The sequence below is a fragment of the Streptomyces sp. NPDC059957 genome (genome assembly GCF_042730015.1).
In the GTDB taxonomy this organism is placed as follows: Bacteria; Actinomycetota; Actinomycetes; order Streptomycetales; family Streptomycetaceae; genus Streptomyces.
In genome coordinates this window covers 29452-55050 of the sequence record NZ_JBHWMB010000049.1, presented here as the reverse complement: position 1 = coordinate 55050, position 25599 = coordinate 29452, and the positions used below count along the sequence as shown (strand labels likewise).

Genomic DNA, 25599 nt, shown 5'->3' with positions numbered 1-25599 from the left:
TGAGAGGGGTCCGCGATGAGCGATGAGCGCGCACAGGGCGGCCGGGGCTGGGTGAGGATCCCGGCCAGCCGTGCGGAGCAGCCCGGCACGACGAGGGCGGCGCCCCCGCAGGCGTACGGGCAGTCGGAGCACGCGCAGCCCCCGTACCCGCAGTCTTCGTACCCGCAGCCGCCGTACGCGCAGTCCTCGTACGCGCAGGACTCGTATCCGCAGGATCCGTACGCGCACGGCCGGCACGCGCAGGCCCAGCACGCGCAGGCCCCGTACGACCCTTCGATGATCTACCTCTCCCTCGTCAAGCGCTGGCAGGAGGCCGGACGCACCCTTCCGGGGCATCCTGACGAGGAGTGGGAGCGGCTCATTTCCCAGCCGTGCTGGCCCGGCCGTTAGGTGGTGTGAGTCTCGTGGCAGCGGCGGAGCGACGCGACAAGAGACCGGAGGGTCCCACGAGCACGGGGAGCCCCGGGAGCGCCCGGCACCCCCTCGTCGGCCCCGGTGAGCGGCTCGCGCTCAACAGGATGGGCAGCTTCGAGTGGGACCTCGGGGCGGGGACCCTCGACTTGGACGAGGCCGGGATGGCCGTCTTCGACCTGGGACCGGAGGACTTCGACGGCACCCCCGACAGCCTGGGGCTGCGGATCCCGATCGACGACTCCGCGCGGCTCCGGGAAACCGTCCAGGGCGTCCTGGACGCCGGGGAGGAGACGTACGGCCAGTACTTCACGGTGCAGCGGCGCGACGGCCGCGACCAGTGGACCCACACCCAGGGCCGGGTCCTGCGGGACGCGGAGGGCCGTCCGGTGCGCATCGTCGGCATCGTCCGGGACGCGACGGCCGAGCTCGCCCACCTCACGGTGCTGCGCAAGCTCGAATCGGCCCGCGCCCAGCAGGCGACCATCGTGCAGCGGACCACGGAGGCCCTGTCGCGGGCGGTGACGGTCGACGACGTGACGGCCACGCTGACGGGCGCGGGCGCGCTGGAGCGGCTCGGCGTCGACGGGATGGCGCTGGGGCTGGTCGAGGGCGGCCACATCAAGATCATCGCGCTGAGCGGTGAGTCCCTGGAGATCCTCAGCGAGCGCAAGTTCACCCGGCTGGACGGCTCGCTGCCGCTGTCGCAGGCGGTGCTCAGCAGGAAGGCGCGTTTCGTCACCTCGCTGACGGAGCTGGCCGCCGAGTTCCCGCTCCTCTCCGACTACCTGAGCCGCATCCAGTACGACGCGGCCGCCTACCTCCCGCTCATCGCGCAGGCCGAGGCCATCGGCGGACTGGTGCTCTTCTACCGCCGCCGCACCGACTTCAGTCCCGAGGAGCAGAACCTCTGCCTGGGCCTGGCGGGCATCGTCGCCCAGTCGCTCCAGCGGGCGCTCCTCTTCGACCAGGAGCGCGAGTTCGCCACCATGCTGCAGGCGGCCATGCTGCCGCGGCGGATCCCCGAGATCACCGGAGGGGAGATCGCCGTGCGCTACCACTCGGCCTGGAGCGGGCGCGAGGTCGGCGGTGACTGGTACGACGTGATCGCGCTGCCCCGTGACCGCGTCGGCATCGTCGTGGGCGACGTACAGGGCCACGACACGCACGCCGCCGCCATCATGGGCCAGCTCCGCATCGCACTGCGGGCCTACGCGGGCGAGGGGCATCCGCCCTCCACCGTGCTGGCGCGCGCCTCCCGCTTCCTGGCCGAGCTGGACACCGAACGGTTCGCGACCTGCATGTACGCGCAGGTGGACCTGGAGACCGGAGGAGTACGGGCGGTCCGCGCGGGCCACCTGGGACCGCTGATCCGGCACACGGACGGGCGAACGGGCTGGCCCAACGTGCGCGGCGGCCTGCCGCTCGGCCTGGCCACGCTCTTCGAGCAGGAGGAGTTCCCCGAGACCCGGCTCGACCTGGTCCCCGGCGAGACCCTCGTGCTGTGCACCGACGGGCTCGTCGAGGAGCCCGGCACCGCCATCACCCAGGGCATGGAAGCCCTCGCCCACGCGGTCCGCAGCGGCCCCCAGGGGGCCGGGGCGCTCGCCGACCACCTCTCGGACCGGCTGTGGGAGCGCTGGGGCTCCGGCGACGACGTGGCCCTGCTGGTGCTGCGCCGGGCCCCGGACCCGGGCACCCACCGGGCCCCGCGCATCCACCAGTACGTCCACCAGGCGGACCCGGAGGGGCTCTCCGAGGCCCGCTACGCCCTGCGGCAGGCGCTGCGCGACTGGGGCATGCCGGAACTCGCCGACGACGTGGAGCTGGCGGCGGGAGAGCTGCTGGTCAACGCCCTGCTGCACACCGACGGCGGAGCGGTGCTCACGATGGAGGTGCTGCCGGAGCCGGTCCGGCGGATCCGGCTGTGGGTCAAGGACCGCTCCAGCGTGTGGCCGCGGCGGCGCACCCCGGGGGAGTCGGCGACCACGGGGCGCGGGCTGCTGCTGGTGGACGCGCTGGCCACGCACTGGGGGGTGGAGTCCCGGGGCGACGGCAAGGCGGTGTGGTGCGAGTTCTCGGCGGCGGGCAGCGCGGCGCGGAGCGCGCCGTGAGGGCGCTCCGCGGGGGACGGGCAATGTGGGCGCGGTACGTCACCGGTCGCTCACGTCGAGTTGTGGGGCGGCGGGGGCGGGGTGATGATGCCGCCATGGAACGGTTTCTGTGGAATCTGCCGTGCGCCGGCTGAGCAGGCGCGCGGTGACGGGCGTCCTGGCACTGCTGCTGTGCGCGGTCGGTGCGGCGACGGCGGTGGACTGGTCGACCGGGCGTCCGGAAACGGACCCGGGGTGTCAGACGGTGGCCTTCATGTCGATGACGGGCGAGGCGCCCGCGTGCCGTTGACGGGCCGGTCCCGCTGACGGGACCTGTCCGGCCGCTGCCGCTGCCGCTGCCGCTGCCGCTGCCGCTGCCGCTGCCGCTGCCGCTGCTGCGGCCGCGGCCGACGCCCGGGTCCCGGTAGCGGCGGCTACCGGAGGGGCGTGCGCGCGCACCGCGGGCGGCGGCTACCGGTGGTCGATCACGCGGACCGGGCGGGCGTCCTGCGCGATCGTGTCGACCGACCGGGGGAGCAGTCCGCCGCCGAAGCGGATCTCCTGCAGCTCGGCCTTGGCCAGTGCTTCGCCGGCGTGCACGGTCGGGGTGAGCCGGAGCGTGCCGTGCGCCGACCAGTCGTGCACCGCGCCGTCGCACTGGGCGTCGCCGCCGCCGATGCTGAGGCGTACGTCGTCCTGCTCGATGGTCGCCTTGATCTGAACCGCTCCCGAGGGTGACGGGGCGGTGCAGCGGTACTCACCGGAAAGGTGGATCGTGCCGTCGGGAGCGATGTGGGCTTCCGAAGATACGTAAATGTCACGTACGTACATTCCACTGCCGTGGGGCGCGGCATTCGCCGGGGCGGTGAATACCGCCGTGGCGCCCAGTGCGGCGAGTGCGGCCAAGGCCATGCGGGGGCCGGTCGTGGCCATCGTTCCTCCTGTTGGACGAGGGGGGCAAGGGGTTGCGGAATTCCGCCGGAACGCATTGTGCTGGCATATGGAGGTCAATGCGTTCCGCCGGATCGTGTCGGTGTGTGCAATTGCCCGCTCGGGCGCGTGAGACTGACCGGAATACACCCCCGAAGATCCCCGAAGGGATCCCGCATGCGTCAGTCCGCTCTTGCCACGGCCGCCCTCCTCCCGCTCCTGCTGTTCGGTGCCACGGCCTGCTCCGGCGCCCCCGAAGGGGCCGCGCTCGCCCCGGCCGCGGTGCCCGCCGTACCCGTGGACGACGGTGTGCCGGGGGTCGGGGACGATCCCTCGGCGGAGCGGGAAGGGGTGGCCCGGGCCGCCTCGAAGGACGCCCGTGTGGGTGACTCCGTACGGGTCAGGGGCAAGGAGGTGGGCCGTCACCTCCAGGTGGTGCTGGGCGCCTACGTCGACCCCGCGATCAGCGTCGAGAAGAACTTCGCCCCGGCGGCGGGCAAGCGCTGGGTGGCCGCCTCGATGTCGTTCGTCAACGTGGGCGGGGCCTCGTACGGGGCTCTCGGGCGCATGTGGGCGCTCGACGGCGCGGGGCAGCGCCACCCGGTGGTGCCCACCGGGGAGCTCACCACCGGCAAACCGCTCGTCTTCGATTCCCTCGCGGTCGGTGAGCGGGCCGAAGGATGGGTGGTGTTCGAAATTCCGGAAAACGCGCGCATCGTGCGGCTCCAGTACCAGGACGCGAACATGGTGGCGAATTCCGGAGGTGGTTTCTGGACGGTCTAGCCCGCCCGGGTGAAACGGCGTCAAAGGGCCGGGTCGTCGACCACTAAGGTGCGGCGCATGACTTCTACCCAGGCCGAACTCGACCGCTCCAAGCTCGGCACCCTTTCGGTGCTCGCGTGGATCGGCGACCCCGACGAGGCCCACGACATTCCCTATCTCCTCGCCTACATCCTCGGGGACGGTCCCGACGGTCCCGAGGCGAGCGAGGCGGCCGCCCGCGGGCTGCTGGAGGAGATCGGCCTGCCCATCGGCGACGTGGTGATGGACGGCGTGCGCAACCCGGCTTCCTTCCCGGTGCAGATCCTCCTGGAGGGCAACCAGATCGCACTGACACTGCCGGGCATGAACGCGAAGTGCGTCGCCCCGCCGGAGTGGGTCAAGGCGGCGGCCGACAGCGGTCAGGCGTACTTCCTCTTCGCCACCCGCGCCTGGCCCGAGGCGGTTCCCGGCCGGCCGGTCGACGCCGAGACGCTGCAGGCGTTCGCGGGCGACACCGAGGTGCTCAACCACAGCGCCCACGCCGTCCTCGCGGTGCGGCGCCTGCAGCGCTAGGGCCTCGCGCAGGCACCCCCCTCGCGCGCACGCCGCGCGTCGGTACCCGCTCCGGCCGCCGGGCCCCCAGCCTGCCCGGTGGCCGGTCCGCGTTTGCGGGCCGGAGCCCTGCGGCGGTCCGGCCGCCCGGCCTAAGGCTGTTCGAAGGCGAAGCGCAGCGAGCGGACCCGGTTGTCGAAGCTGGACCCGGCCAGGTCGGGCAGGCCGACCGCGCGCAGGCCGACCGGGCGGGTCAGCAGCTCGCGGAAGAGCGCCTTCATCTCCACCCGCGCCAGGTGCGCGCCCAGGCAGAAGTGCGGTCCGCCGCCGCCGAACCCCAGGTGGGGGTTGGGGGAGCGGGTGATGTCGAAGGCGTCCGGATCGGGGAAGACGGCCTCGTCGCGGTTGGCGGAGGCGTAGTACAGCACCACCTTGTCGCCGGGGACGAACGCGTGGCCGCCCAGGGTGTGTTCGGCGACGACCGTCCGGCGGAACTGGATGATCGGCGTGGAGTGGCGGATCATCTCGTCCACCGCGCCGTCCGCGTGCGCCTCGAAGTCCGCGAGCAGCAGGTCGCGTTGGCCGGGGTGGTCGGTCAGCAGCGTCAGGCCGTGGGTGATGGCGTTGCGGGTGGTCTCGACCCCGGCCACCATCAACAGGGAGAAGAACGCGCCGAGTTGGCGAGCGCCGAGTGCCTCGCCGTCCACGTTCGCGCAGACCAGGGCCGAGATCAGGTCGTCGGTCGGGTTCTCGCGCCGCTCCCGCCCGATCCCCGCCACCATCCGCTGCATCCGGGCCAGGGCCCGCAGCCCGCGCCCGGGCACCCGCAGCCGGGCGGTCAGGCCCCGCTCGACACCGATGTTCTCGGAGGCGTGGTTGACGCGGTCGGCGATCTCGGCGCGGTAGCGCTCCGGGATGCCCATCATGTTGCAGATGACCTCCAGGGGCAGCTTCGAGGCCACCGCCTCGACGAACTCGTCCGGCCGCCGGTCCAGCACGTCGTCCACGATGCGTGCCGCCACCGCGTGGATGTCCTCCTCGGCGGCCGCCAGCAGCCGGGGGGTGAAGGCCCGCTGCACGATCTTGCGCAGCTGCGCGTGCTCGGCGCCGTCCAGGTTGACCATCGAGTCCCCGAACAGCGCACGCACCCACCGGGCCGGCTCGGGCGTCGTCACCCCGGGCGCGCTGGCGAACACCTTGGGCAGCCGGCTCGCCTCCTGCACGTCCGCGTGCCGTACGAGGGCCCAGTGCCCGCTCCCTTCGGGGACGAACACGGGGGAGTCCAGGGCCCGGAGGCGGGCGAAGGCGGCCAGTCGGTGGGCGGGGGGCGCCTGCCAGAAGGCCGGCTCGGCCAATTCCCTGCCGGGGGCTGGGCCGGTGGTTGGGCCGGGGCGTTGTGCGGGGAGTGTCATGGGCTGAAAACGGTGCCGGGGGCGCGGGGGTGACGGGTCCGGCGCGGCGCCGTTGCCGGGGGCTCAGCCCCCGGACCCCCGCGCCTCAAACGCCGGCGGGGCTGAAAGTGCCCTGCGGGCGATCCAGCCCGCACTTGGCGGGACGGCGCCGGCCATATCCGGCCTCGCCGGCGCGGCGCCACACGGCGTCAACGGTCGGCACGCGACGCCAGGGTCAGGCCGATGGCCACCGTCGCCGCCGTGACCAGGCCCGCGTACAGGACGGCGTACGTGCCCGTCCACGAGCAGGCCAGTACCGCGAGGGCGGAGACCGGCAGGGTCAGTTGCTGGGCGATGCCGCGCTTGAAGTGGCGGGAGTGCAGCAGCCAGACCATCAGCAGGAAGAGCGCGGCCGGGACGGTGACGGCCGCGTTCGCGGCGAGCTGCGAGACGTGGGCCTTGCCGACCGCGTGCTCGACCGCCACCTCGATGCCCGCGCCGATCGCCGCGCCCGAGGCGAAGATCAGCAGGTGTCCGTACCCCCACGGGATCGCCTCCCGGTTGGAGGTCAGGTGCTCGTGCATCGGCACCGCGAAGTAGATCCACCAGGCGGCGAAGACGATGAGCAGCCCGCCGGCCGCGATCGGCAGCAGCTCGCCCAGGGCCTCGTGCTCGTCGAGCGCCGACTTCACGGCCACCGTGCTCGCCGCGATCGTCTCGCCGAGCACGATGATCGTGAACAGGCCGTAGCGCTCCACGATGTGGTGGGCGTGCCACGGTGTCTGGTGGCCGCGCTCCGCCATCACCGGAACCAGCAGCTCGGCGGCGACCAGGATCAGGAACAGCCAGCGCTTGGAGCCGTCCGGGGCGAACAGCAGCGCCACCCAGCCGGCCTGGCACAGGACCAGCCCTGCCGCGTACTTCAGGGCCGCCGTGCGGGCCTCGCCGCTCTCGCCGGAGGCGGCGCGCAGCCACTGGGCGGTGAGTGCGACGCGCATGATCAGGTAGCCGATGACGGCCACCGTCCAGTCGTTCTGGTCGAACGCCCGGCTCACGCCCGCGGCGTAGACGAGCACGCCGCAGATCTGGACGAGCGTCGCGATCCGGTACGGCACGTCGTCGCAGTCGTAGGCGGAGGCGAACCACGTGAAGTTCATCCACGCCCACCACACGCCGAAGAAGACGAAGGAGTAGCTGATCACGCCGGTGCCGGGGTGGCCCTCGGCCAGCGCGTGCACGAGGGCCGCGCCCGCCTGCGCGATCGCGACGACGAAGCAGAGGTCGAAGAAGAGTTCCAGCGGGGTCGCGGCGCGGTGGCCCTCGTCCCGGCTGCGGGCGGTCATGGGTACGTAGGCCAGAGGCATGCCGTCCAGGACAGCAGCCCTACGGGGCTCAGCAGGCGAGGCGCGCGGCCCTCAGGGCCCGTGTGCCCCGGGCGGACTCGTAGCGGCCCAGGACGAGCCGGGCGAGGCGCGGGTGGTCGGCCAGCGGCTCCGAGACCGTCCAGGCGGCCGAGGCGTTCAGGGTGCGCATGAAGCGGCCCGGGGCCAGCAGGTGCGCGGCCACCGCGATCCGGCGGTACCCGGCGTCCTGGAGGGAGGCCAGGGCCTCGGGGACGGTGGGCCCGGCGGAGGTGAGGTAGGCGGGGACCGCGGGGACGGGGGCCGCGCCGTCGTCGTACTCCAGCAGGGAGGCCAGCTGGGCCGCGCAGGCCTCCGTACCGGCGTTGCCGCCGGGGCGGGAGGAGCCGGCTCCGGCCACCACCACCGCGTCGGCCCGGGTGTACGGGCCCCGGCGCCGCTCCGCCTCGCGCAGCCGGCCGTGCAGGGCGCGGGCGACGTCGCGCTCGCCGCTGAGGCCCTCGGTGAGGGTGCAGCCGGTGCCCTCCAGTACGGCGGGGATGTCGACGCGGCGGTGGAAACCGTCGCCGAGCAGCAGCGGGACCACCACCGCGCGCGGGTGTTCCCGTACGACCTCGGCGAGCGAGGGGCGCTGCACGTCGAGGTGCCCGACCAGCGCGTGCACCCCGCTGATGGCCTCGACGGCGGCGACGAGCCGGTCAATGGTTGCGGCGGCCTCCGGGACGGCGCTGCCGTGGACGGCGATGACGAGCATGAGGTCTGCCTCCCTGAACCACCCCGTGGGTCCCCCCTCCCACGCTAGGCGCGGCGCGGCCCCGGGACAGCCTGGCCAAGGGCCCGCGGGGCGGGCCGGAGGTCCTGTGCGGAAAGGGTCGTTTCCCCGTCCCCAGGGGTCCTTTTCGGGCGTTCGGGGCCGTGGCGCCGACCTACCGTCGAAGAGTCGGAACGCATGCACGCGTGACGTCCTCGCCCGGCCGCCCTGGCCGCCCCGGGACCGCGCGGCACAGGGACACGGAGTGAGATCCATGGGGCAGACGCTGGTTGTCATCGGCCACGGAATGGTGGGGCACCGCCTGCTGGAGGCGCTCGCCGAGCGTGACGCGCTCGCCGGCCCGGCCCGCCCCGAGCGCGGCGGCTGGCAGGTCACCGTCCTCGCCGAGGAGGAGCGTCCGGCCTACGACCGCGTGCACCTGTCCGCGGCCTTCACGGGCTCCACCGGCGAGGAGCTGTCCCTGGTCGCACCCGGCTTCCTGGAGACGCACGGCATCGACCTGCGCCTCGGCGACCCGGCGGAGCTCATCGACACCACGGCCCGTACGGTCACCGCCCGCTCCGGCGACGTGCTCCGCTACGACGCGCTCGTGCTGGCCACCGGTTCCTACCCCTTCGTGCCGCCGATCGACGGCGCCGACGCCGAGGGCTGCTTCACGTACCGCACGCTCGACGACGTCGAGGCCCTGACCGCGTACGCCGCGAACGCGGAGGTCCGTACCGGTGTCGTCATCGGCGGCGGGCTCCTCGGCCTGGAGGCGGCGGGCGCACTGCGCACGCTCGGACTGGCCACGCACGTCGTGGAGTTCGCGCCCCGGCTGATGCCGCTGCAGGTGGACGACGGCGGCGCGGCCGCCCTGCGGGCCACCATCGAGTCCATGGGCGTCGCCGTGCACACGGGCGTCGGTGCGGCCGGCGTGCAGATCCACCCCGACGGGCGGGCGCAGGCGCTGCGGCTGACCAGCGGCGAGGAGATCGGCTCCGACGTCGTCGTCTTCTCGGCCGGTGTCCGGCCGCGCGACCGCCTGGCCCGCGAGTGCGGCCTGGCCGTGGGCGACCGCGGCGGGGTCGTCGTGGACGGCCACTGCCGCACCAGCGACCCGTACGTCTACGCGATCGGCGAGTGCGCGCAGACCGTCGACGGCAAGGTGTACGGGCTGGTCGCGCCCGGTTACCAGATGGCCGAGACCGTCGCCGAGGCCCTCGCGGGCGCGGGCGAGCTGACCTTCACCGGGGCCGACACCTCCACCAAGCTCAAGCTGATGGGCGCCGACGTGGCCTCCTTCGGCGACCCCTTCGCCCCCGAAGGCCGGGACGGGGCGGTCTCGGTGGTCTTCTCCGACGCCCGCGAAGGCGTCTACAAGAAGCTGCTGCTGGGCCCCGACGGCGCGCTCCTCGGCGGAATCCTGGTCGGCGACGCGGAGGCGTACGGCTCGCTGAAGCCGCACGCCGGCCGGCAGCTGCCGGCCCCGCCGGAGGCCTTCATCCTGCCGTCGGGCGAGGGCGTGGCGCTGCCCGGCGCGGACGCGCTGCCCGATGACGCGGTCGTGTGCAGCTGCCACAACATCACCAAGGGGAGGGTGCGCGAGGCGGTCGTCGCGGAATCCCTCACCGACATCGGCGGCATCAAGAAGTGCACCAAGGCCGGTACCGGCTGCGGCGGTTGCATCGGCACGCTGCAGGCGGTCCTGGACGCCGAACTGGCCGCGGCGGGCATAGAGAAGGCACGAGGCCTGTGCGAGCACTTCACCCTGACCCGGGCGGAGATCTACGAGAAGATCCGCACCGAGCGCATCCGCAGCTTCAGCGAACTGCTGGAGACCTACGGCGAGGGCGGCGAGGGCTGCGCCGTCTGCAAGCCGGTCGTCGCGAACGTGCTGGGCACCCTCGCCCCCGACCTCGGCATCGGACACATCCTCGCGGGCGAGCAGGCGGCCCTGCAGGACTCCAACGACCTCTTCCTCGCCAACCTCCAGAAGGACGGCACCTACTCGGTCATCCCGCGCGTCGCCGGCGGCGAGATCACGGCCGAGCAGGTCATCGCTCTGGGCGAGGTGGCCCGGGACTACGGCCTCTACACGAAGATCACCGGAGCCCAGCGCATCGGCCTCTTCGGGGTCGAGAAGGAGCAGCTGCCCGACATCTGGCGGCGCCTCGGCGGCGCCGGATTCGAGTCCGGACAGGCGTACGGGAAGTCCCTGCGCGCGGTGAAGTCCTGCGTGGGAGCCCGCTTCTGCCGCTTCGGGCAGGGCGACTCCATCCAGCTCGCGATCGACCTGGAGCTGCGCTACCGGGGCCTGCGCACCCCGCACAAGTTCAAGGGCGGCGTCTCGGGCTGCCTGCGGGAGTGCGCGGAGGCCCGGGGCAAGGACATCGGCGTCATCGCCACCGCCAACGGCTGGAACCTGTACGTCAGCGGCAACGGCGGCGCGACCCCGCGCCACGCCGACCTGCTGGCCTCGGACCTGGACACCGCCGAACTCTTCGCGCTGATCGACCGGTTCCTCATGTACTACATCCGCACCGGCGAGCGCCTGGAGCGCACGTCGGCCTGGCTGGAGCGGCTCGGCGGCAGCGGCGCGGGCCTGGACCACCTGAAGGCCGTCCTGATCGAGGACTCGCTCGGCGTCTGCGCGGAACTGGAGGCGCAGATGGAGCGCCACGTGTCGGCGTACGAGGACGAGTGGTCCGCGGTCCTGGAGGACCCGGCGGCGCTGGAGCGCTTCGGGAGCGTGGACTTCGGGGCGGCCGTCGCGGGCGCCGCGCAGTCCCTGGAGCCGGGCCGCGGGCGGACCGCGGTACTGCCGGACGGCACCGAGGCCGCGGTCTTCAAGGACCGCGCGGGCGAGGTCTACGCGGTCGGCAACCGGGACCCCTTCTCGGGCGCCGACGTGATCGCCAACGGCATCATGGGCTCGCGCGACGGGGTGCCGGTCGTGGCCTCGCCGATGCACAAGCAGGTCTTCGACCTGCGGACCGGCATCTGCCTGGACGACCCCGAGGTGTCGCTGCCGCTGGTGGACCTGGGGCCCTAAGGCTCTGCGGCCGCCCTGCCAACGCACCGTGGGCGACGGGACCTTGTCCTGTCGCCCACACGACGTTCTCCCCTGATATCAGGCGCCCCTGTAGGCGGACCCTAAGAAGGTCAGGGCTTCTCTCTTCGTTCTCCTCAACCCCTCCGAACCTTCAGGACATGCCATGAGTTCCGCCAAGCAGGAAGCGCGCGCGGCGACCGCCCGAGTGCAGGTGGCCGATCCGGCGCAGTACCGCCCCGGTCGCACGATCACGGAGTGGACGCCGGAGGACCCGTCCTTCTGGCAGACCACCGGCAAGAAGGTCGCCACCCGCAACCTGTGGATCGCGGTGCCGGCCCTGCTGGTGGCCTTCGTGGTCTGGCAGGTCTGGAGCATCACGGCGACCAACCTCAAGGACGTCGGCTTCGGCTTCTCGCAGTCCCAGCTGTTCTGGCTGACGGCCGTCCCCGGCATCACGGGCGGCACCGCCCGCATCCTCTACACCTTCATCGGCCCGATGATCGGCCAGCGCCGCTTCACCGCGCTCTCCACGGTCATCCTGATCGTGCCGCTGCTGTGGCTGGGCTTCGCGGTGCAGGACCCCGCCACCTCCTACACCACGCTGGTCGCCATCGCCGCGCTCTGCGGCATCGGCGGCGCCAACTTCTCCTCCTCGCTGGCCAACATCGGCTTCTTCTACCCGAAGCAGGAGAAGGGCAACGCGACCGGCATCAACGGCGGCCTGGGCAACCTGGGCGTCTCCGTGGTCCAGCTGCTCACCCCGATCCTGATCACCACCTCGGTGCTGGCGATCGGCTCGGGCCAGAAGAAGGCCGACGGCTCGGAGATCTACCTCCAGAACGCCGCGTTCGTCTGGGTCCCGGTCCTGATCGTCCTGGCGGTCATCGCCTGGTTCGGCCAGAACGACCTGAAGGTCGCCTCCACCCCCTTCAGCCAGCAGAAGATCATCTTCAAGCGCAAGCACAACTGGCTGATGACCTGGCTCTACGTCGGCACCTTCGGCTCCTTCATCGGCTTCGCGGCGGCCCTCCCGCTCCTGATCAAGACGACCTTCCCGGCGTACTCCGTCGCCACCTACGCCTGGATGGGCCCGGCGCTCGGCGCGCTGGCCCGCTGGGCCGGGGGCTGGATCGCCGACAAGTTCGGCGGCGCGCGGGTGACGATCCTGTCCTTCGTGGGCATGGGCGCATCGATCATCGGCGTGATCACCTTCCTGCCGGCGGGCTCCGACCAGGGCTCCTTCTACGGCTTCTTCTTCTGCTTCCTGTCGGCGTTCTTCTTCTCGGGCATCGGCAACGGCTCGACCTTCCGCCAGATCCCGGTCATCTTCCGCGGCCAGCACCTCGCGGGCCTGACCGAGGGCACCCCCGAGTACGCGAAGGGCCTGAAGCAGGCCGAGATCGAGTCGGGCGCGGTGACCGGCTTCACCGCGGCCATCGCCGCCTACGGCTTCTTCTTCATCCCGGCGATGTTCGCCAACTTCGCCGTGACCAGCGCGATGTGGGGCTTCGTCGCCTTCTACGCCAGCTGCGTCGTCGTGGCCTGGTGGTTCTACGCCCGCAAGGGCGCGGAGGCCCCCAGCTAGGCCTGCCCTGGCCTCTGGTTGTCAGCCCGGATGGGGTACGGGGCGCTGCACGAGCGGCGCCCGGCACCCCGTCCGGGCCTTTCCGGTACCTGGCCCCGTTCCCCGCGTCTCGATCACGGGTGGGGGCTGCTATACGCTGCGGTCAGCTGGCTCATTCACGATGATCCTTAAGCCCGGGGGGGCTCTCAGCATGGTTCTGCACGTTCGTCATGCCCGCATTCGGTTCGGCCTCGCGCTGGCGCCCGTACTGTCGCTGGCGCTCGCCGCGCCGAGCGCCTTCGCGGCGCCCGCGGCGGCCACGCCCGATCCCGACCCTGCTCCGGCGATGGCCCTGGCCGCGACCGCCGCGGTGCCGGCGGCGATGGGCCGGTGGGGCTCGGCCGCGGAGGTGTCCGGGCTCGCGGGAGAGGTCCTGGACATGAAGTCGGCCAAGGACGGCACGGTCGTGGCCATCCTGCGCCAGCCCGACGGCGAGGGCTCCCGCACTGTGGCCTCCGTACGCCCGGCCGGAAGCACGACGTGGCTGCCCGTCGTGCCGATGCCGGGCACCGAGCTCACCACGCTCGGCGACGGCTCCGTCGCGACGCAGTGGACGGAGAAGACCGCCGACGGCACGGCCGTGGTGATCCGCTTCGCCCGGGTCCTGCCCGGCGCCACGGCCTTCTCGGCGCCGGAGACCATCGCCACGGTCCCGGTGGCCACCCGGATCACCCTCGCGGCGAACGCCTCGGGCCGGCTCGCCGCCGCCGCCTGGGTGGGCGCCGACCGCAAGCTGACCGTCTCCGAGCGTCCGGCGGCGGGTGCGGACTGGTCCGCCCCGGCCGTGCTCGACCAACTGCCGGAGGCCATCCACCGCGAGGACAACGACTACGAGTACTACGCCAGGGACGTCCGGCTCGCCGTCGCGAAGGACGGTGCCGCGATGGTGATCTGGGGCGGCAACTCCAAGGACGTGGGCGACGGCATCGACCACGACCCGACTGCCTGGAAGTGGCACTACAAGGTGATGGAGAGGGCCGCCGGCTCCGGCTCCTGGTCCCAGCCGGCCGACCTGCCGCAGCTCGGTGAACAGCCGGAGGGGGTCGTGCTCGCCGAGCATCCCAAGGGCGGGTTCCACTGGTTCTCGGCCGGGAAGTACGCCCACAAGGCGGCGGGCGCCACGGCCTGGAGCCCGGTCGAGGCCGCGGGCGGCGTGTCCTCGTCCTTCCGGTCGAACCCCCGGATGCTGACACTGGCGAACGGCGACCTGATGGTGATCAGCGTCGCCTCCAACAGCAACTATTACGGCGCCACCGGCACGCCCGGCTACGCGGTGCGGTCGGCGGCCACCGGGAAGTGGACGGCCCCGCAGGCGTTCCCGACCAGGTTCGCCGTGGTCGGTGACCTGTTGGGCTCGCTGCGCGCCGTGCAGGCCGGGAACGGTTCGGTCGTGGTCACCTGGGCCCAGAACCAGCCGGGCGGCGGGGGGCCCACCGACGTGAAGACCTCCACGTACGCGGGCGGCACTTGGTCGACGCCGAAGGTCATCGGCACGGGCGTCAGCCACTACTACCCGGGCACGGAGCTGGCCACCGACGACAAGGGCCGCCCGGTCGCGCTGTGGAACACGTACGCGACCGTGGACGGCAAGACCGCGTACCGGACCTACACCGCGACGACGGCCACGAGCCGCCCGCTGCCCACGTGGCGGGACTACGACGACAACGGCAAGCCCGAACTGCTCGCCGACTACCACTACGGTGACGTTCCCACGTGGGACGCCCTCAGGAGCTTCTCCGTCGGTGCCACCGATCTGGTCGAGGGCCGACGGGTGGACTGGGCCCAGCAACCGAAGGTGCAGGCAACGCAGTTCCTGCCGTTCGGTGACCTGGACGGGGACCGCTGCAACGACGTGCTCGTGCGGCTCGTCACCGGTGAGGTGCGGATGTACACCCCGGTCTGCGGCGCGCTGCCCTCGGAGGGATCCGCGTACAAGAAGGTCTCCTCGGACTGGAAGCTGTACGACAGCCTCGTCTCGACCGGTGACCTGACCGGTGACGGCAAGGCCGACCTGCTGGCCCGGTCCTCCGCGAGCGGGTACCTGTACCTCTACCCGAACAACGGCGCCGGCGGCTTCGCCCCCCGCGTCAAGGTCGGCACCGGCTGGAACATCTACAAGAAGATGATCAGCACGGGTGACCTCAACGGCGACGGCAAGGCCGACATGCTCGCCCTCGACGCCTCGGGCGAGCTCTGGCGCTACGACGGCACCGGGATCGGCACCGGCCCCGGCGTCTTCAAGCCGCGCACGCTGGTCTTCAAGGACTGGGGCGGCAGCTACACGGCGGTCGTCGGTGCGGGTGACCTGACCGGCGACGGCAAGAGCGACCTCATCTCCCGCGACACGAAGGGCCTCGCCTGGCTCAACGCGGGCAACGGCACAGGAAGCTTCGCCAGTCGCAAGCAGCTCGGCCCCGCGGCACCGGCCCTGAAGTACTACCGCCCCTTCTGACGGTCCCCCTTCCGCCTCCGCGCCCGCCGCCCGGTCCCCGACCAGGCGGCGGGCGCTGCTTTTCCCAGAATCTTGTGAAAGTTTTCACAAGCGCACGATGGACCTTTGACCTGCCCAAAGTGCCAGGTCAATCGGGATGGGAGACCCTGGGGGCTGGGGATCAGGGGACCTTCGGGCCCCAGCTCGGGACCAACGCGGCGCCAAATGATCGATCAAAAGGCGTGCAATGGATGCAAGCAATGAGGCGATCGGAAGGTGCGGGCGATGACTGCCACCCCTGCGGAAACCACGAAGAACGGCGAAGCCTGGAACGGCTTCAAGGGCGGTCTGTGGCGCGACGCCGTCGACGTCCGCGACTTCATCCAGCAGAACTACACGCCGTACGAGGGTGACGACACCTTCCTCGCCGGCCCCACCGAGCGCACCACCGCCGTGTGGAAGGCGATCACGGACAAGTTCCCGGAGGAGCGCGAGAAGGGCGTCTACGACGTCTCCTACGACATCCCGTCGTCGATCACCGCGCACGCCCCCGGCTACATCGACCGCGACAAGGACCTGATCGTCGGCCTCCAGACGGACGCCCCGCTCAAGCGCGCGATCATGCCCTACGGCGGCTGGCGCATGGTCGCCGGCGCGCTGGAGACCTACGGCTACCCGGTATCCGACGACCTGGAGAAGGTCTTCACGGAGTACCGCAAGACCCACAACGCCGGTGTCTTCGACGCGTACACCCCCGACATCCGCGCCGCCCGCAAGGCCGGCATCGTGACCGGCCTGCCGGACGCGTACGGCCGCGGCCGCATCATCGGCGACTACCGCCGCGTGTCCCTCTACGGTGTCGACCGCCTCATCGCCGTCAAGAAGGAGGAGAAGGAGGAGATCAACTCCCTCCCCGCGGGCAACCGCTCGCTGGAGGAGACGATCCGCCTGCGCGAGGAGCTCTCCGAGCAGATCCGCGCCCTCGCCGAACTCAAGGCGATGGCCGCCTCCTACGGGTACGACATCTCCGGCCCGGCCACCACCGGCCGCGAGGCCATCCAGTGGCTGTACTTCGCGTACCTGGCCGCCGTGAAGGAGCAGAACGGCGCGGCCATGTCGCTCGGCCGCACCTCCACCTTCATCGACGTCTACCTCCAGCGCGACATCGAGGCCGGCATCCTCACCGAGGAGCAGGCCCAGGAGCTGGTCGACGACTTCATCATCAAGCTCCGCATCGTCCGCTTCCTGCGCACCCCCGAGTACGACGAGCTCTTCTCCGGAGACCCCACCTGGGTCACCGAGTCGATCGCCGGCATGGGCGAGGACGGCCGTCCGCTGGTCACCAAGACCTCGTTCCGCTACCTCCACACCCTCTACAACCTGGGACCTGCCCCCGAGCCGAACATGACCGTCTTCTGGTCGCCGCAGCTGCCGCAGGGCTTCAAGGAGTTCTGCGCCCGGGTCTCGATCGACACCTCCTCGGTGCAGTACGAGTCCGACGAGCTGATGCGCCCGCGCTTCGGCGACGACACCGCCATCGCCTGCTGCGTCTCGGCCATGCCGGTCGGCAAGCAGATGCAGTTCTTCGGCGCCCGCGTGAACGTAGCCAAGACCCTGCTCTACGCGATCAACGGCGGCCGCGACGAGAAGTCCGGCGCCCAGGTCGGCCCCTCCACCGGCGCCCTCACCTCCGACGTGCTGGACTACGACGAGGTCATGGCCAAGTTCGACGAGCAGATGGAATGGCTCGCCGACACCTACGTCCACGCCCTGAACGTCATCCACTACATGCACGACAAGTACGCCTACGAGCGCATCGAGATGGCGCTCCACGACCGCGACGTGCGCCGCACCATGGCCTGCGGCATCGCCGGCCTCTCGGTCGCCGCCGACTCGCTGGCCGCCATCAAGTACGCCAAGGTCACCGCCGTGCGCGACGAGACCGGCCTCGCCACCGACTATCGCCTAGAGGGCGACTACCCGGCCTACGGCAACAACGACGACCGTGTCGACTCGATCGCCGTGTGGCTGGTCGAGGAGTTCATGAAGAAGATCCGCAAGCACCCGACCTACCGCGAGGCCGAGCACACCCAGTCGGTGCTGACCATCACCTCGAACGTGGTCTACGGCAAGAAGACCGGCAACACGCCGGACGGACGCCGCGCCGGCGAGCCGTTCTCCCCGGGTGCCAACCCGATGAACGGCCGCGACACCCACGGCTACGTCACCTCGGCGCTGTCGGTCGCGAAGCTCCCGTACGAGGACGCCGAGGACGGCATCTCGCTGACCAACACCGTCACCCCCGACGGCCTGGGCCGCACCCCCGAGGAGCGGATCAAGAACCTGGCGGGCGTCCTCGACGGCTACATGGCGGTCGACGGCTTCCACATGAACGTGAACGTGCTCAACCGCGACACGCTCATGGACGCCATGGAGCACCCGGAGAACTACCCGCAGCTCACCATCCGCGTCAGCGGATACGCGGTGAACTTCGTCCGCCTCACGCGCGCTCAGCAGCTCGACGTGCTGAACCGCACCTTCCACGGCTCTCTCTGATCCTTCGAGAGACCCACGAGCACGCGCGGCCCGGGGCCGGACCTCACCCGGCCCCGGGACCGCGCGTCACCAGATCAGCCATTCACCGGACGTCCGGACCGGAATCTGGAAGCTGGAGCACCTGCCATGACCGTCCTCTTCGGTACGAGCCTCCCCGTCGGCCACGCCAACGCGATCAGCGTGAGCGCCGGCCAGGTCAGTGCCGGCCAGACGCCCGCCGCCGCCGCGACACAGCGGCCCAGCGAGGGCACGGTGCACTCCTGGGACCTGTCCACCGGGGTCGACGGCCCCGGGACCCGGTTCGTGACCTTCCTGTCCGGCTGCCCGCTGACCTGCCTGTACTGCCACAACCCCGACACCATGCGGATGCGCAACGGCAAGCGCACCTCGGCCGACGACGTCATCGCCGAGGCCCGCAAGTACACCAAGTTCATCTCCGCCTCCGGTGGCGGCGCCACCATCTCGGGCGGCGAGCCGCTGCTCCAGCCCGTCTTCGCGGGCGAACTGCTGCACCGGATGAAGAACGACCTCGGACTGCACACCGCCCTGGACACCTCCGGCTTCCTCGGGGCCCGCGCCACCGACGCGCTGCTGCGCGACGTGGACCTGGTGCTCCTCGACATCAAGTCCTGGGACCGCGAGACGTACAAGAAGGTGACCAGCCGCCCGCTGGAGCCGACCCTGGACTTCGCCCGCCGCCTCGCCGGCCTCGGCAAGGAGGTGCACCTGCGGTTCGTGCTGGTGCCGGGACTGACCGACGCGCGCGAGAACATCGAGGGCGTCGCCGCCTTCGCCGGCACCCTCGGCAACGTCTCGCGGGTCGACGTACTGCCCTTCCACAAACTCGGCGAGAGCAAGTGGGAGGCGCTCGACATGAAGTTCACCCTGCACGACACGCCGTCGCCGACCGCCGCACAGGTCGCCGAGGCGAAGGCGATCTTCGCCGCGCAGGGACTGAACGCGGTCTGAGCTTCGGGTCCAGCCTCGGGTCTCCCGCCCGATCCCTCACTCGAACGGCGTACCCGTAAGCTCCACATAACGGGCCGAATCAGTACAGACCACCTAGCGTGGTGCTGTGTCCGAGCCCTCAGATGTCATCGACGCCGCGCCGCCCCCACCGGCGCCCGAGACCCCGCCGCCGGCCGGGCGGTCCGTCACCGCACGGGCCACCCTGGCCGGCACCGTCGTCTCGCTCCTGCTCATCATCGCGATCGTGCTCGGCAGCCGGCTGCTGCGGGACTTCGACTCGGCCCTGCTGCCCTACGCCGTGGCCACCGTCTTCCTGGCCTTCGGCGTGGCCTACCGGTACACCGTGTGGGTCTCGGCCCCCGGCGCGCGGCGCCTCTTCAAGAAGGGCATCGGCAGCTTCTGGTCGGTGGACAACTTCCGCAAGGCGCCCACCGCCCTGCCGAAGATGATCGCCACCTACCTCGGCTTCCAGAAGTTCCTCGGCGCCCGCTCGCGCCCCCGCTGGATCGCCCACCAGCTGATGTTCTGGGGCTGCCTCCTCGCCGCGGCGATCACCTTCCCGCTGACCTGGGGCTGGTTCACCTTCACCTCGGACAGCGGCGCGGGCCCCGGCTACGACATGCGGGTCTGGGGCATCAAGGTCCTCGGCTTCGACGCGCTCAGCGTCCTGGGCTGGCTGATGTTCCACGGCCTGGACATCGCCGCCGTCCTCGTCATCCCCGGCGCCTCGTACTTCCTGTACCGGCGGATGAAGGACCGCGGGGCCATGACCGGCCAGCGCTTCGCCTACGACCTGCTGCCGCTGATCTGCCTGATCGTCATCTCCGTGACCGGTCTGCTGCTGACCTTCTCCTCGATCTTCCTGCACGGCGGCGGATACGAGTTCCTCGCGATCCTGCACATGGTGTCGGTGGTGTTCACCCTCATCTACATCCCGTTCGGGAAGTTCTTCCACATCGTCCAGCGCCCGGCCGCCGTCGGCATGCAGCTCTTCAAGTACACGGCCCGCCAGGACGAGCAGGTCTTCCTCTGCAAGCGCTGCGAGGAGCCCATCGACACCACGCCCTACGTGGAGAACCTGCGCGGCACCATGCAGGACCTCAACCTCGACTTCAACGCCTTCGTCGAATACTGCCCGCGCTGCAAGCGGGTCCTGCGCGGCAACGCCTACCTGACCCACGTCAAGAAAGGCTTCAAGTGACCGCGACCGACCCCGCCAAGGCCGCGTCCCGGCCCGTGAGCATCTCCATCGACCCCTCCATCGCCCCGCCCGGCACCCGCAACTTCCGCGACGCCGGCGGCATCCCCGCCGACCAGTGGCACGCCGACCAGAACGGCGAGACCCTCGTCCCCACCCACTGCTGTTTCTGCGGCGTGCAGTGCGGGATGTACCTGCGCGTGGACAAGGGCGGCAAGGTCTTCGGCGTGGAACCCCGCAACCACGACATCAACCGGATGCGGCTGTGCCCCAAGGGCATCAACGCCTACCAGCAGGTCAACCACCCCGACCGGCTGACCGCCCCGCTGATGCGGCGCTCCCGGGACGAGGAGTTCAAGGAGTGCTCCTGGGACGAGGCCCTGGACTTCACCGTCTCCGAGATCCGGCGCATCCAGGAGGCCCACGGCAACGACGCCTTCGGGCTGCTCGGCGGAGCCAGCCTGTTCTCCGAGAAGACCTACCTGGTCGGCAAGTTCGCCCGGGTCGCGCTGAAGACCAAGCACGTCGACTACAACGGCCGCCTGTGCATGGTCAGCGCCGCCGGAGCCAACAAGCTCGCCTTCGGCATCGACCGGGCCGGCAACCCCTTCTCCGACATCCTCCTCACCGACTGCCTGCTCATCGCCGGGTCGAACGTGGGGGAGTGCTTCCCCGTGATGACCCAGTACCTGTGGGGCGCCCGGGACCGCGGCGCCTCGCTGATCGTGATCGACCCGCGCGAGACGGCCATCGCCCGCACCGCCGACATCCACGTCGCGCTCAAGCCCGGCACCGACTCGGCCTTCTTCAACGCCGTGCTGAACGTGGTCATCGCCGAAGGCCTCACCGACGAGGCCTACATCGCCGCGCACACCACCGGCTGGGAAGAGGTCAAGAAGACCGTCGCCGAGTACCCGCCGTCCCGCTCCGCGGAGATCTGCGGGGTACCGGCCTCGCAGATCGTCCAGGTGGCACGCGTCTTCGCCGGCGCGGGCAAGGCCATGGCCTGGCACGCCCGCGGCATCGAGCACCACTCCCAGGGCGTCGAGAACTGCCTGTCGGTCATCAACCTGTGCGTGGCCACCGGCCACATCGGCAAGCCCGGAGCCGGCTACGGCACCATCACCGGCCAGGGCAACGGCCAAGGCGGCCGCGAGCACGGCCAGAAGTCCGACCTGCTGCCCGGCGGCCGCTCCATCACCAACCCGGAGCACCGCAAGCAGATCTGCCAGATCTGGGGCATCGAGGAGTCCGAACTCCCCGGCGCCGGCACCTCCATGATGGAGATGGTCTGGCAGATGCAGCGGAAAGAGATCCGCGGCCTCATCGGCATCTGCAACAACCCCTTCGTCTCCCTCCCCAACTACGCGGTGGTCAAGGACGGCTACGACACCGCCGAGTTCCACGCCCAGTTCGACTTCTTCCTCTCCGAGACCGCGGCCAACGCCCACGTGGTCTTCCCCGTCACCACCTGGGCCGAGGACGAGGGCGTGATGGCCAACGCCGAGGCCCGCGTCGTCAAGCACAACAAGGCCCAGGAGCCCCCCGCCGGGGTGCGCACCGACACCTGGGTCATCTGCGAGCTGGCCCGACGGCTCGGCGCCGGGAAGCACTTCGAGTTCCCCGGCTCCCGCGAGGTGTTCGAGGAGCTGCGCGTCGCCTCCGCCGGCACGGTCAACGACTACTACGGCATCACCTACGACCGCCTCGACGAGACCGGCGGCATCGTCTGGCCCTGCCCCTCCACCGAGCACCCGGGCACCCCCCGGCTGTTCGAGGACGGCCGGACCTACCACCCCGACGGCAAGATCCACATGCAGGTCGTGGAATGGCACCTGCCCATGGACGCCTACACCGAGGAATTCCCCCTCTCCCTCACCACCGGCCGCACCGTCGCGCACTTCCTCTCCGGCAACCAGACCCGCAGGCTGGGCGCCCTCGTCGAGCAGACCCCCCGCCCCTGGGTGGAGGTCCACCCCTCGCACGGCTTCCGCAACGGCGAACCGGTCCGCGTGGTCACCCGGCGCGGCAGCGAGGTGTTCCCGGCCCTGGTCACCGAGGCGATCCGCCCCGACACCGTCTTCATCCCGTACCACTGGCCCGTCCCGACGTCCGCGAACGCCCTGACCATCGACGCCCTCGACCCCCGCTCGAAGATCCCCGAGTACAAGGTCTGCGCCGCCCGGATCGAGGCCGCCGAGCAGGTCGACGAGGTGCCCGCGCCGCCCACCCCGCCGGGCCGTGAGGCCTATCCGGAGGCCCAGGTCTCCCGCACCGACCCCCTGCCCCCCACGGCCCCGCAGGGCCGTGGCACGGCGGAGAGGAGCTGACCCGCCATGATGGGCCGCACGATCTTCATCGACCCGGGTCGCTGCATCGGTTGCCAGGCCTGCGTATCGGCCTGCCGTGAGTGCGATTCGCACCGCGGCAAATCGATGATCCACCTGGACTACACCGAACCCGGCATGTCCGTCGCCTCCCTCCCCAGCGTCTGCATGCACTGCGAGGACCCGGTCGCACCCTGCGCCGAGGTCTGTCCTGCCGACGCGATCCTGGTGACCGCCGACGGGGTGGTCCAGCAGGCCGACACCACCCGCTGCATCGGCTGCTCCAACTGCGTCAACGCCTGCCCCTTCGGCATCCCGAAGATCGACCTCCAGGCGAAGCTGCAGATGAAGTGCAACCTCTGCTACGACCGCACCGCCTACGGCCTCGCCCCCATGTGCGCGACCGTCTGCCCGACCGGTGCCCTCTTCTACGGAACCCTCGAAGAGCTCCAGGCGGAGCGCCCCGGGGTCCAGGTGGCCGACTCCTTCGTCTTCGGCGACGTCGTCGTCCAGACCGGCGTGGCCATGGTCGTCCCCGCCGACAAGGTCCAGTGGCCCGTCCCCGGCGGCCTGCCCGTCGTAGAGATCAACGGAAGGGACGTGCGATGAGCGTCACCGAGCAGCCCCCACCGCACCCAGGTCGTCCGGGCGACGGCCACGCGGACGGCGGAGCGGCTGCCGACGCCGCGATCGAGCAGCTGCGCGACCGGATCAGCGCCGACTCCCTCACCACCCGCCGTGACTACCTGCGGATCGTCGCCACCGTCTCCGGAGGCCTGGCCATCGGCGGTATCGGCGTGGCCGCCGGCATCCTGCACCGGCACGGGGACAACGAGGGCCTGCCCGACCCGAAGAAGGTCGCCGAACGGCTGGCCCCCGGCGAGTCCGTGGCCTTCCGGTTCCCCGGCGAGGACGACCGGGCCCTGGCCGTGCGCCTGGGGGACGGCTCCCTCGTGGGCTACTCCGCCGTCTGCACCCACCTGGCCTGCGGCGTGCTGTGGCGGGGGGACCGCGGTCCCGACGGGGAGCTGTACTGCCCCTGCCACGAGGGTGTCTTCGACGCCCGCACCGGCGAGGTGACGGCCGGTCCGCCGCCGCGCCCGCTGCCGAGGATCTACCTGACCGAGCAGGCCGACGGCAGCGTCTGGGCCGTCGCCACCGCCCGGTCGGGAGAGCCGGCCAAGGACGCGCTGTGCCGGCAGTTCGGCGACACCCACCCGGCGGAGTCCGCCCGCCTGGGCTGCCCCGGCTCGGCCCGGGCGAGCACCACCGAGAGGAGGCCCACATGAGCGAGACACCGCTGCCGCCCCGCCCGGAGTACCACCCGGGCAGTGCCCAGCCCCGGCTCAACCGCCCCGTGCGCGAGCGGTACCCGCAGATCCGCTCCACCAGCGGATACGGCGACCCCCGGATCCGGAGCACGGGCCCGGGCCCGGGAGCCGGCACCGAGCAGGAGCCCGAGCGCTCCTCACGGCTCAACGCGCGTCTCGTCCTGGCCCTCACGGTCGTGATCGGCCAGCTCTGGGCGCTCACCGTGACCGTCAACGAGTGGATGAAGGGAAACACCGGCACGGCGTGGTGGGGAGCGGGATTCCTGGTCCTGTCCTTCCTCGTGGTGATCGGACTGTGGCTCCTCGACCCGAAGGACCGATGACCATGTCGATGCCCACGCCGACTTCGTCGGCACCCCGCAGTCACCGCGCCGAGAGCTACAAGCCCGGGGCCACCATCGCCGACTGGCGGCCCGAGGACGAGGGCTTCTGGCAGTCCAAGGGCCACAAGGTCGCCCAGCGCAACCTCTGGGTCTCGATCCCGGCCCTGATGCTCGGCTTCGTGGTCTGGCAGGTCTGGTCGGTGACCGTGGTCAAGCTGAACGACGTCGGTTTCGGCTTCTCGAAGTCGCAGCTGTTCTGGCTGACCGCCATCCCCGGCATCACCGGCGGCACCTTCCGGATCCTCTACACCTTCATCGGGCCGATGTTCGGCGAGCGGAAGTTCACCGCCTTCAGCACGATCATCCTGATCGCGCCGATGCTGTGGCTGGGCTTCGCGCTCCAGGACACCGGCACGCCCTACTGGGAACTGGCGCTGATCGCGGCCGTGTGCGGCATCGGCGGCGCGAACTTCGCCTCCTCGATGGCGAACATCGGCTTCTTCTTCCCCAAGCGGGAGAAGGGCAGCGCCAACGGCCTCAACGGCGGCCTCGGCAATCTCGGCGTGAGCGTGGTCCAGCTGGTCGCCCCGCTGGTGGTCACCGCCGCAGTCCTGGGCGCCCCGGCGGGCGGCCCGCAGCACGACGCGAAGAAGAACACCGACATCTGGCTGCAGAACGGCGCCTTCCTCTGGGTGCCGCTCCTGGTCATCATGGCGCTGGCCGCCTGGTTCCTGATGAACGACCTGAAGGTGGCCGCGGCCCCCTTCAGCCAGCAGAAGATCATCTTCAAGCGCAAGCACAACTGGCTGATGACCTGGCTGTACGTCGGCACCTTCGGGTCCTTCATCGGCTTCGCGGCCGGACTGCCGCTGCTGATCAAGAACAACTTCGAGGCCCAGGGCTACCAGGCCACCACCTACGCCTGGATCGGCCCGTTCGTCGGGGCGCTCACGCGCTGGGGCGGCGGCTGGCTCTCGGACAAGATCGGCGGGGCCAGGGTCACGATCCTGTCCTTCGTCGGCATGGCGGCGGCCCTCGTCGTGGTCATCTTCGCGCTTCCGCACGGAGGCCAGGAGGGCGACTTCTGGCCCTTCTACATCGGCTTCCTGGTGGCCTTCGCCTTCTCCGGGCTGGGCAACGGATCGACCTTCCGGCAGATCCCGGTGATCTTCCGCGACCAGCACATGAAGGCGGCCGAGGGCAAGGGTCCCGAGGTGCAGGCCGCGGCGCTGAAGCAGTCGGAGATGGAGTCGGGAGCCGTCACCGGCTTCTCCTCGGCCATCGCGGCCTACGGCTTCTTCTTCATCCCCGCGATGTTCGCGGCGATGGCCGTCACCAACGCACTGTGGATCTTCATCGGCTTCTATGCCACGTGCCTGGCGGTGTGCTGGTGGTTCTACGCCCGCAAGGGCGCCGAGGCTCCCAGCTGAGCGGGGCCGGGGGGGGGGGGGGGGGGGGGGCGGGGGGGGGGGGGAAGGAACCACACCCCACCCCCCAACCCCACAACACCCGACGCAAGGAGCCCCCACCAAAA

Annotated in this window: 20 protein-coding genes; 16 read left to right on the top strand and 4 right to left on the bottom strand. The window is 71.1% G+C overall.

Features of this window, described 5'->3' with window-relative positions:
* The first annotated feature begins 15 nt into the window (after positions 1–15).
* The 3 genes from ACFWBW_RS28260 to ACFWBW_RS28250 all read left to right on the top strand — a co-directional run bounded on the left by ACFWBW_RS28260 (position 16) and on the right by ACFWBW_RS28250 (position 2814).
* Positions 16–390 (top strand): hypothetical protein, encoded by a 375-nt coding sequence (locus ACFWBW_RS28260; protein WP_385377950.1) that lies wholly within the window; start codon positions 16–18, stop codon positions 388–390.
* A gap of 128 nt (positions 391–518) precedes the next feature.
* The gene (locus tag ACFWBW_RS28255) at positions 519–2525 is read left to right on the top strand and encodes a SpoIIE family protein phosphatase (RefSeq protein ID WP_385377947.1); all 2007 of its coding nucleotides are present in this window, start codon (positions 519–521) and stop codon (positions 2523–2525) included.
* Positions 2526–2634: 109 nt separating this feature from the next.
* Positions 2635–2814 carry a hypothetical protein gene (locus tag ACFWBW_RS28250; protein WP_385377944.1) on the top strand — a complete coding sequence of 60 codons (180 nt, stop codon included), beginning with the start codon at positions 2635–2637 and terminating at the stop codon, positions 2812–2814.
* A gap of 161 nt (positions 2815–2975) precedes the next feature.
* Here the strand turns inward: ACFWBW_RS28250 and ACFWBW_RS28245 are convergent, their stop codons facing one another.
* Positions 2976–3437, bottom strand: coding sequence for a DUF6299 family protein (locus tag ACFWBW_RS28245; RefSeq protein WP_385377942.1), 462 nt, complete (start codon positions 3435–3437; stop codon positions 2976–2978).
* 174 nt (positions 3438–3611) lie between these two features.
* Here ACFWBW_RS28245 and ACFWBW_RS28240 point away from each other — a divergent pair, with 174 nt between their 5' ends.
* Positions 3612–4217: a DUF4352 domain-containing protein gene (locus ACFWBW_RS28240; RefSeq protein ID WP_385377939.1), complete on the top strand. Its 606-nt coding sequence runs from the start codon at positions 3612–3614 to the stop codon at positions 4215–4217.
* A gap of 57 nt (positions 4218–4274) precedes the next feature.
* The gene (locus ACFWBW_RS28235; protein WP_385377937.1) at positions 4275–4769 is read left to right on the top strand and encodes a DUF5949 family protein; all 495 of its coding nucleotides are present in this window, start codon (positions 4275–4277) and stop codon (positions 4767–4769) included.
* A gap of 131 nt (positions 4770–4900) precedes the next feature.
* On the opposite strand, the gene ACFWBW_RS28230 is transcribed toward ACFWBW_RS28235, so the two are convergent.
* The 3 genes from ACFWBW_RS28230 to ACFWBW_RS28220 form a co-directional block, all read right to left on the bottom strand.
* Positions 4901–6160 (bottom strand): cytochrome P450, encoded by a 1260-nt coding sequence (locus ACFWBW_RS28230; protein WP_385377934.1) that lies wholly within the window; start codon positions 6158–6160, stop codon positions 4901–4903.
* A 188-nt stretch (positions 6161–6348) separates the two neighbouring features.
* A complete protein-coding gene (locus ACFWBW_RS28225) occupies positions 6349–7503 on the bottom strand; it encodes a low temperature requirement protein A (RefSeq protein ID WP_385377931.1) in 1155 nt (384 codons plus the stop codon).
* A 28-nt stretch (positions 7504–7531) separates the two neighbouring features.
* Positions 7532–8254 (bottom strand): sirohydrochlorin chelatase, encoded by a 723-nt coding sequence (locus ACFWBW_RS28220; protein ID WP_385377928.1) that lies wholly within the window; start codon positions 8252–8254, stop codon positions 7532–7534.
* Positions 8255–8525: 271 nt separating this feature from the next.
* Between ACFWBW_RS28220 and nirB the strand changes: the two genes are divergently transcribed.
* The 11 genes from nirB to ACFWBW_RS28165 all read left to right on the top strand — a co-directional run bounded on the left by nirB (position 8526) and on the right by ACFWBW_RS28165 (position 25495).
* The gene (gene nirB, locus ACFWBW_RS28215) at positions 8526–11306 is read left to right on the top strand and encodes a nitrite reductase large subunit NirB (protein ID WP_385377925.1); all 2781 of its coding nucleotides are present in this window, start codon (positions 8526–8528) and stop codon (positions 11304–11306) included.
* 163 nt (positions 11307–11469) lie between these two features.
* Entirely contained in the window at positions 11470–12891 is a 1422-nt protein-coding gene (locus ACFWBW_RS28210) for a NarK family nitrate/nitrite MFS transporter (RefSeq protein WP_385377922.1), read from the top strand.
* 190 nt (positions 12892–13081) lie between these two features.
* Complete coding sequence (locus tag ACFWBW_RS28205; protein WP_385377919.1) at positions 13082–15382, top strand: FG-GAP repeat domain-containing protein; 2301 nt, start codon at positions 13082–13084, stop codon at positions 15380–15382.
* 264 nt (positions 15383–15646) lie between these two features.
* Entirely contained in the window at positions 15647–17917 is a 2271-nt protein-coding gene (pflB, locus tag ACFWBW_RS28200) for a formate C-acetyltransferase (protein ID WP_385377916.1), read from the top strand.
* A gap of 126 nt (positions 17918–18043) precedes the next feature.
* Positions 18044–18886, top strand: a complete 843-nt coding sequence (gene pflA, locus ACFWBW_RS28195; RefSeq protein ID WP_385377912.1) for a pyruvate formate-lyase-activating protein — start codon at positions 18044–18046, stop codon at positions 18884–18886.
* Between the two features lie 106 nt (positions 18887–18992).
* On the top strand, positions 18993–20087 hold the full coding sequence (locus ACFWBW_RS28190; protein ID WP_385377909.1) for an MFS transporter: 1095 nt from the start codon (positions 18993–18995) through the stop codon (positions 20085–20087).
* The gene (locus tag ACFWBW_RS28185) at positions 20084–22414 is read left to right on the top strand and encodes a molybdopterin oxidoreductase family protein (RefSeq protein WP_385377906.1); all 2331 of its coding nucleotides are present in this window, start codon (positions 20084–20086) and stop codon (positions 22412–22414) included. The genes ACFWBW_RS28190 and ACFWBW_RS28185 overlap by 4 nt, the downstream gene beginning before the upstream one ends.
* Before the next feature lie 6 nt (positions 22415–22420).
* Positions 22421–23020, top strand: coding sequence for a 4Fe-4S dicluster domain-containing protein (locus ACFWBW_RS28180; RefSeq protein WP_243335392.1), 600 nt, complete (start codon positions 22421–22423; stop codon positions 23018–23020).
* The gene (locus ACFWBW_RS28175; protein ID WP_385377903.1) at positions 23017–23700 is read left to right on the top strand and encodes a ubiquinol-cytochrome c reductase iron-sulfur subunit; all 684 of its coding nucleotides are present in this window, start codon (positions 23017–23019) and stop codon (positions 23698–23700) included. Before ACFWBW_RS28180 ends, ACFWBW_RS28175 begins: the two co-directional genes overlap by 4 nt.
* Positions 23697–24065, top strand: a complete 369-nt coding sequence (locus tag ACFWBW_RS28170) for a hypothetical protein (RefSeq protein ID WP_385377901.1) — start codon at positions 23697–23699, stop codon at positions 24063–24065. The genes ACFWBW_RS28175 and ACFWBW_RS28170 overlap by 4 nt, the downstream gene beginning before the upstream one ends.
* A gap of 2 nt (positions 24066–24067) precedes the next feature.
* Entirely contained in the window at positions 24068–25495 is a 1428-nt protein-coding gene (locus tag ACFWBW_RS28165; protein WP_385377898.1) for a NarK family nitrate/nitrite MFS transporter, read from the top strand.
* Positions 25496–25599 lie beyond the last annotated feature (104 nt).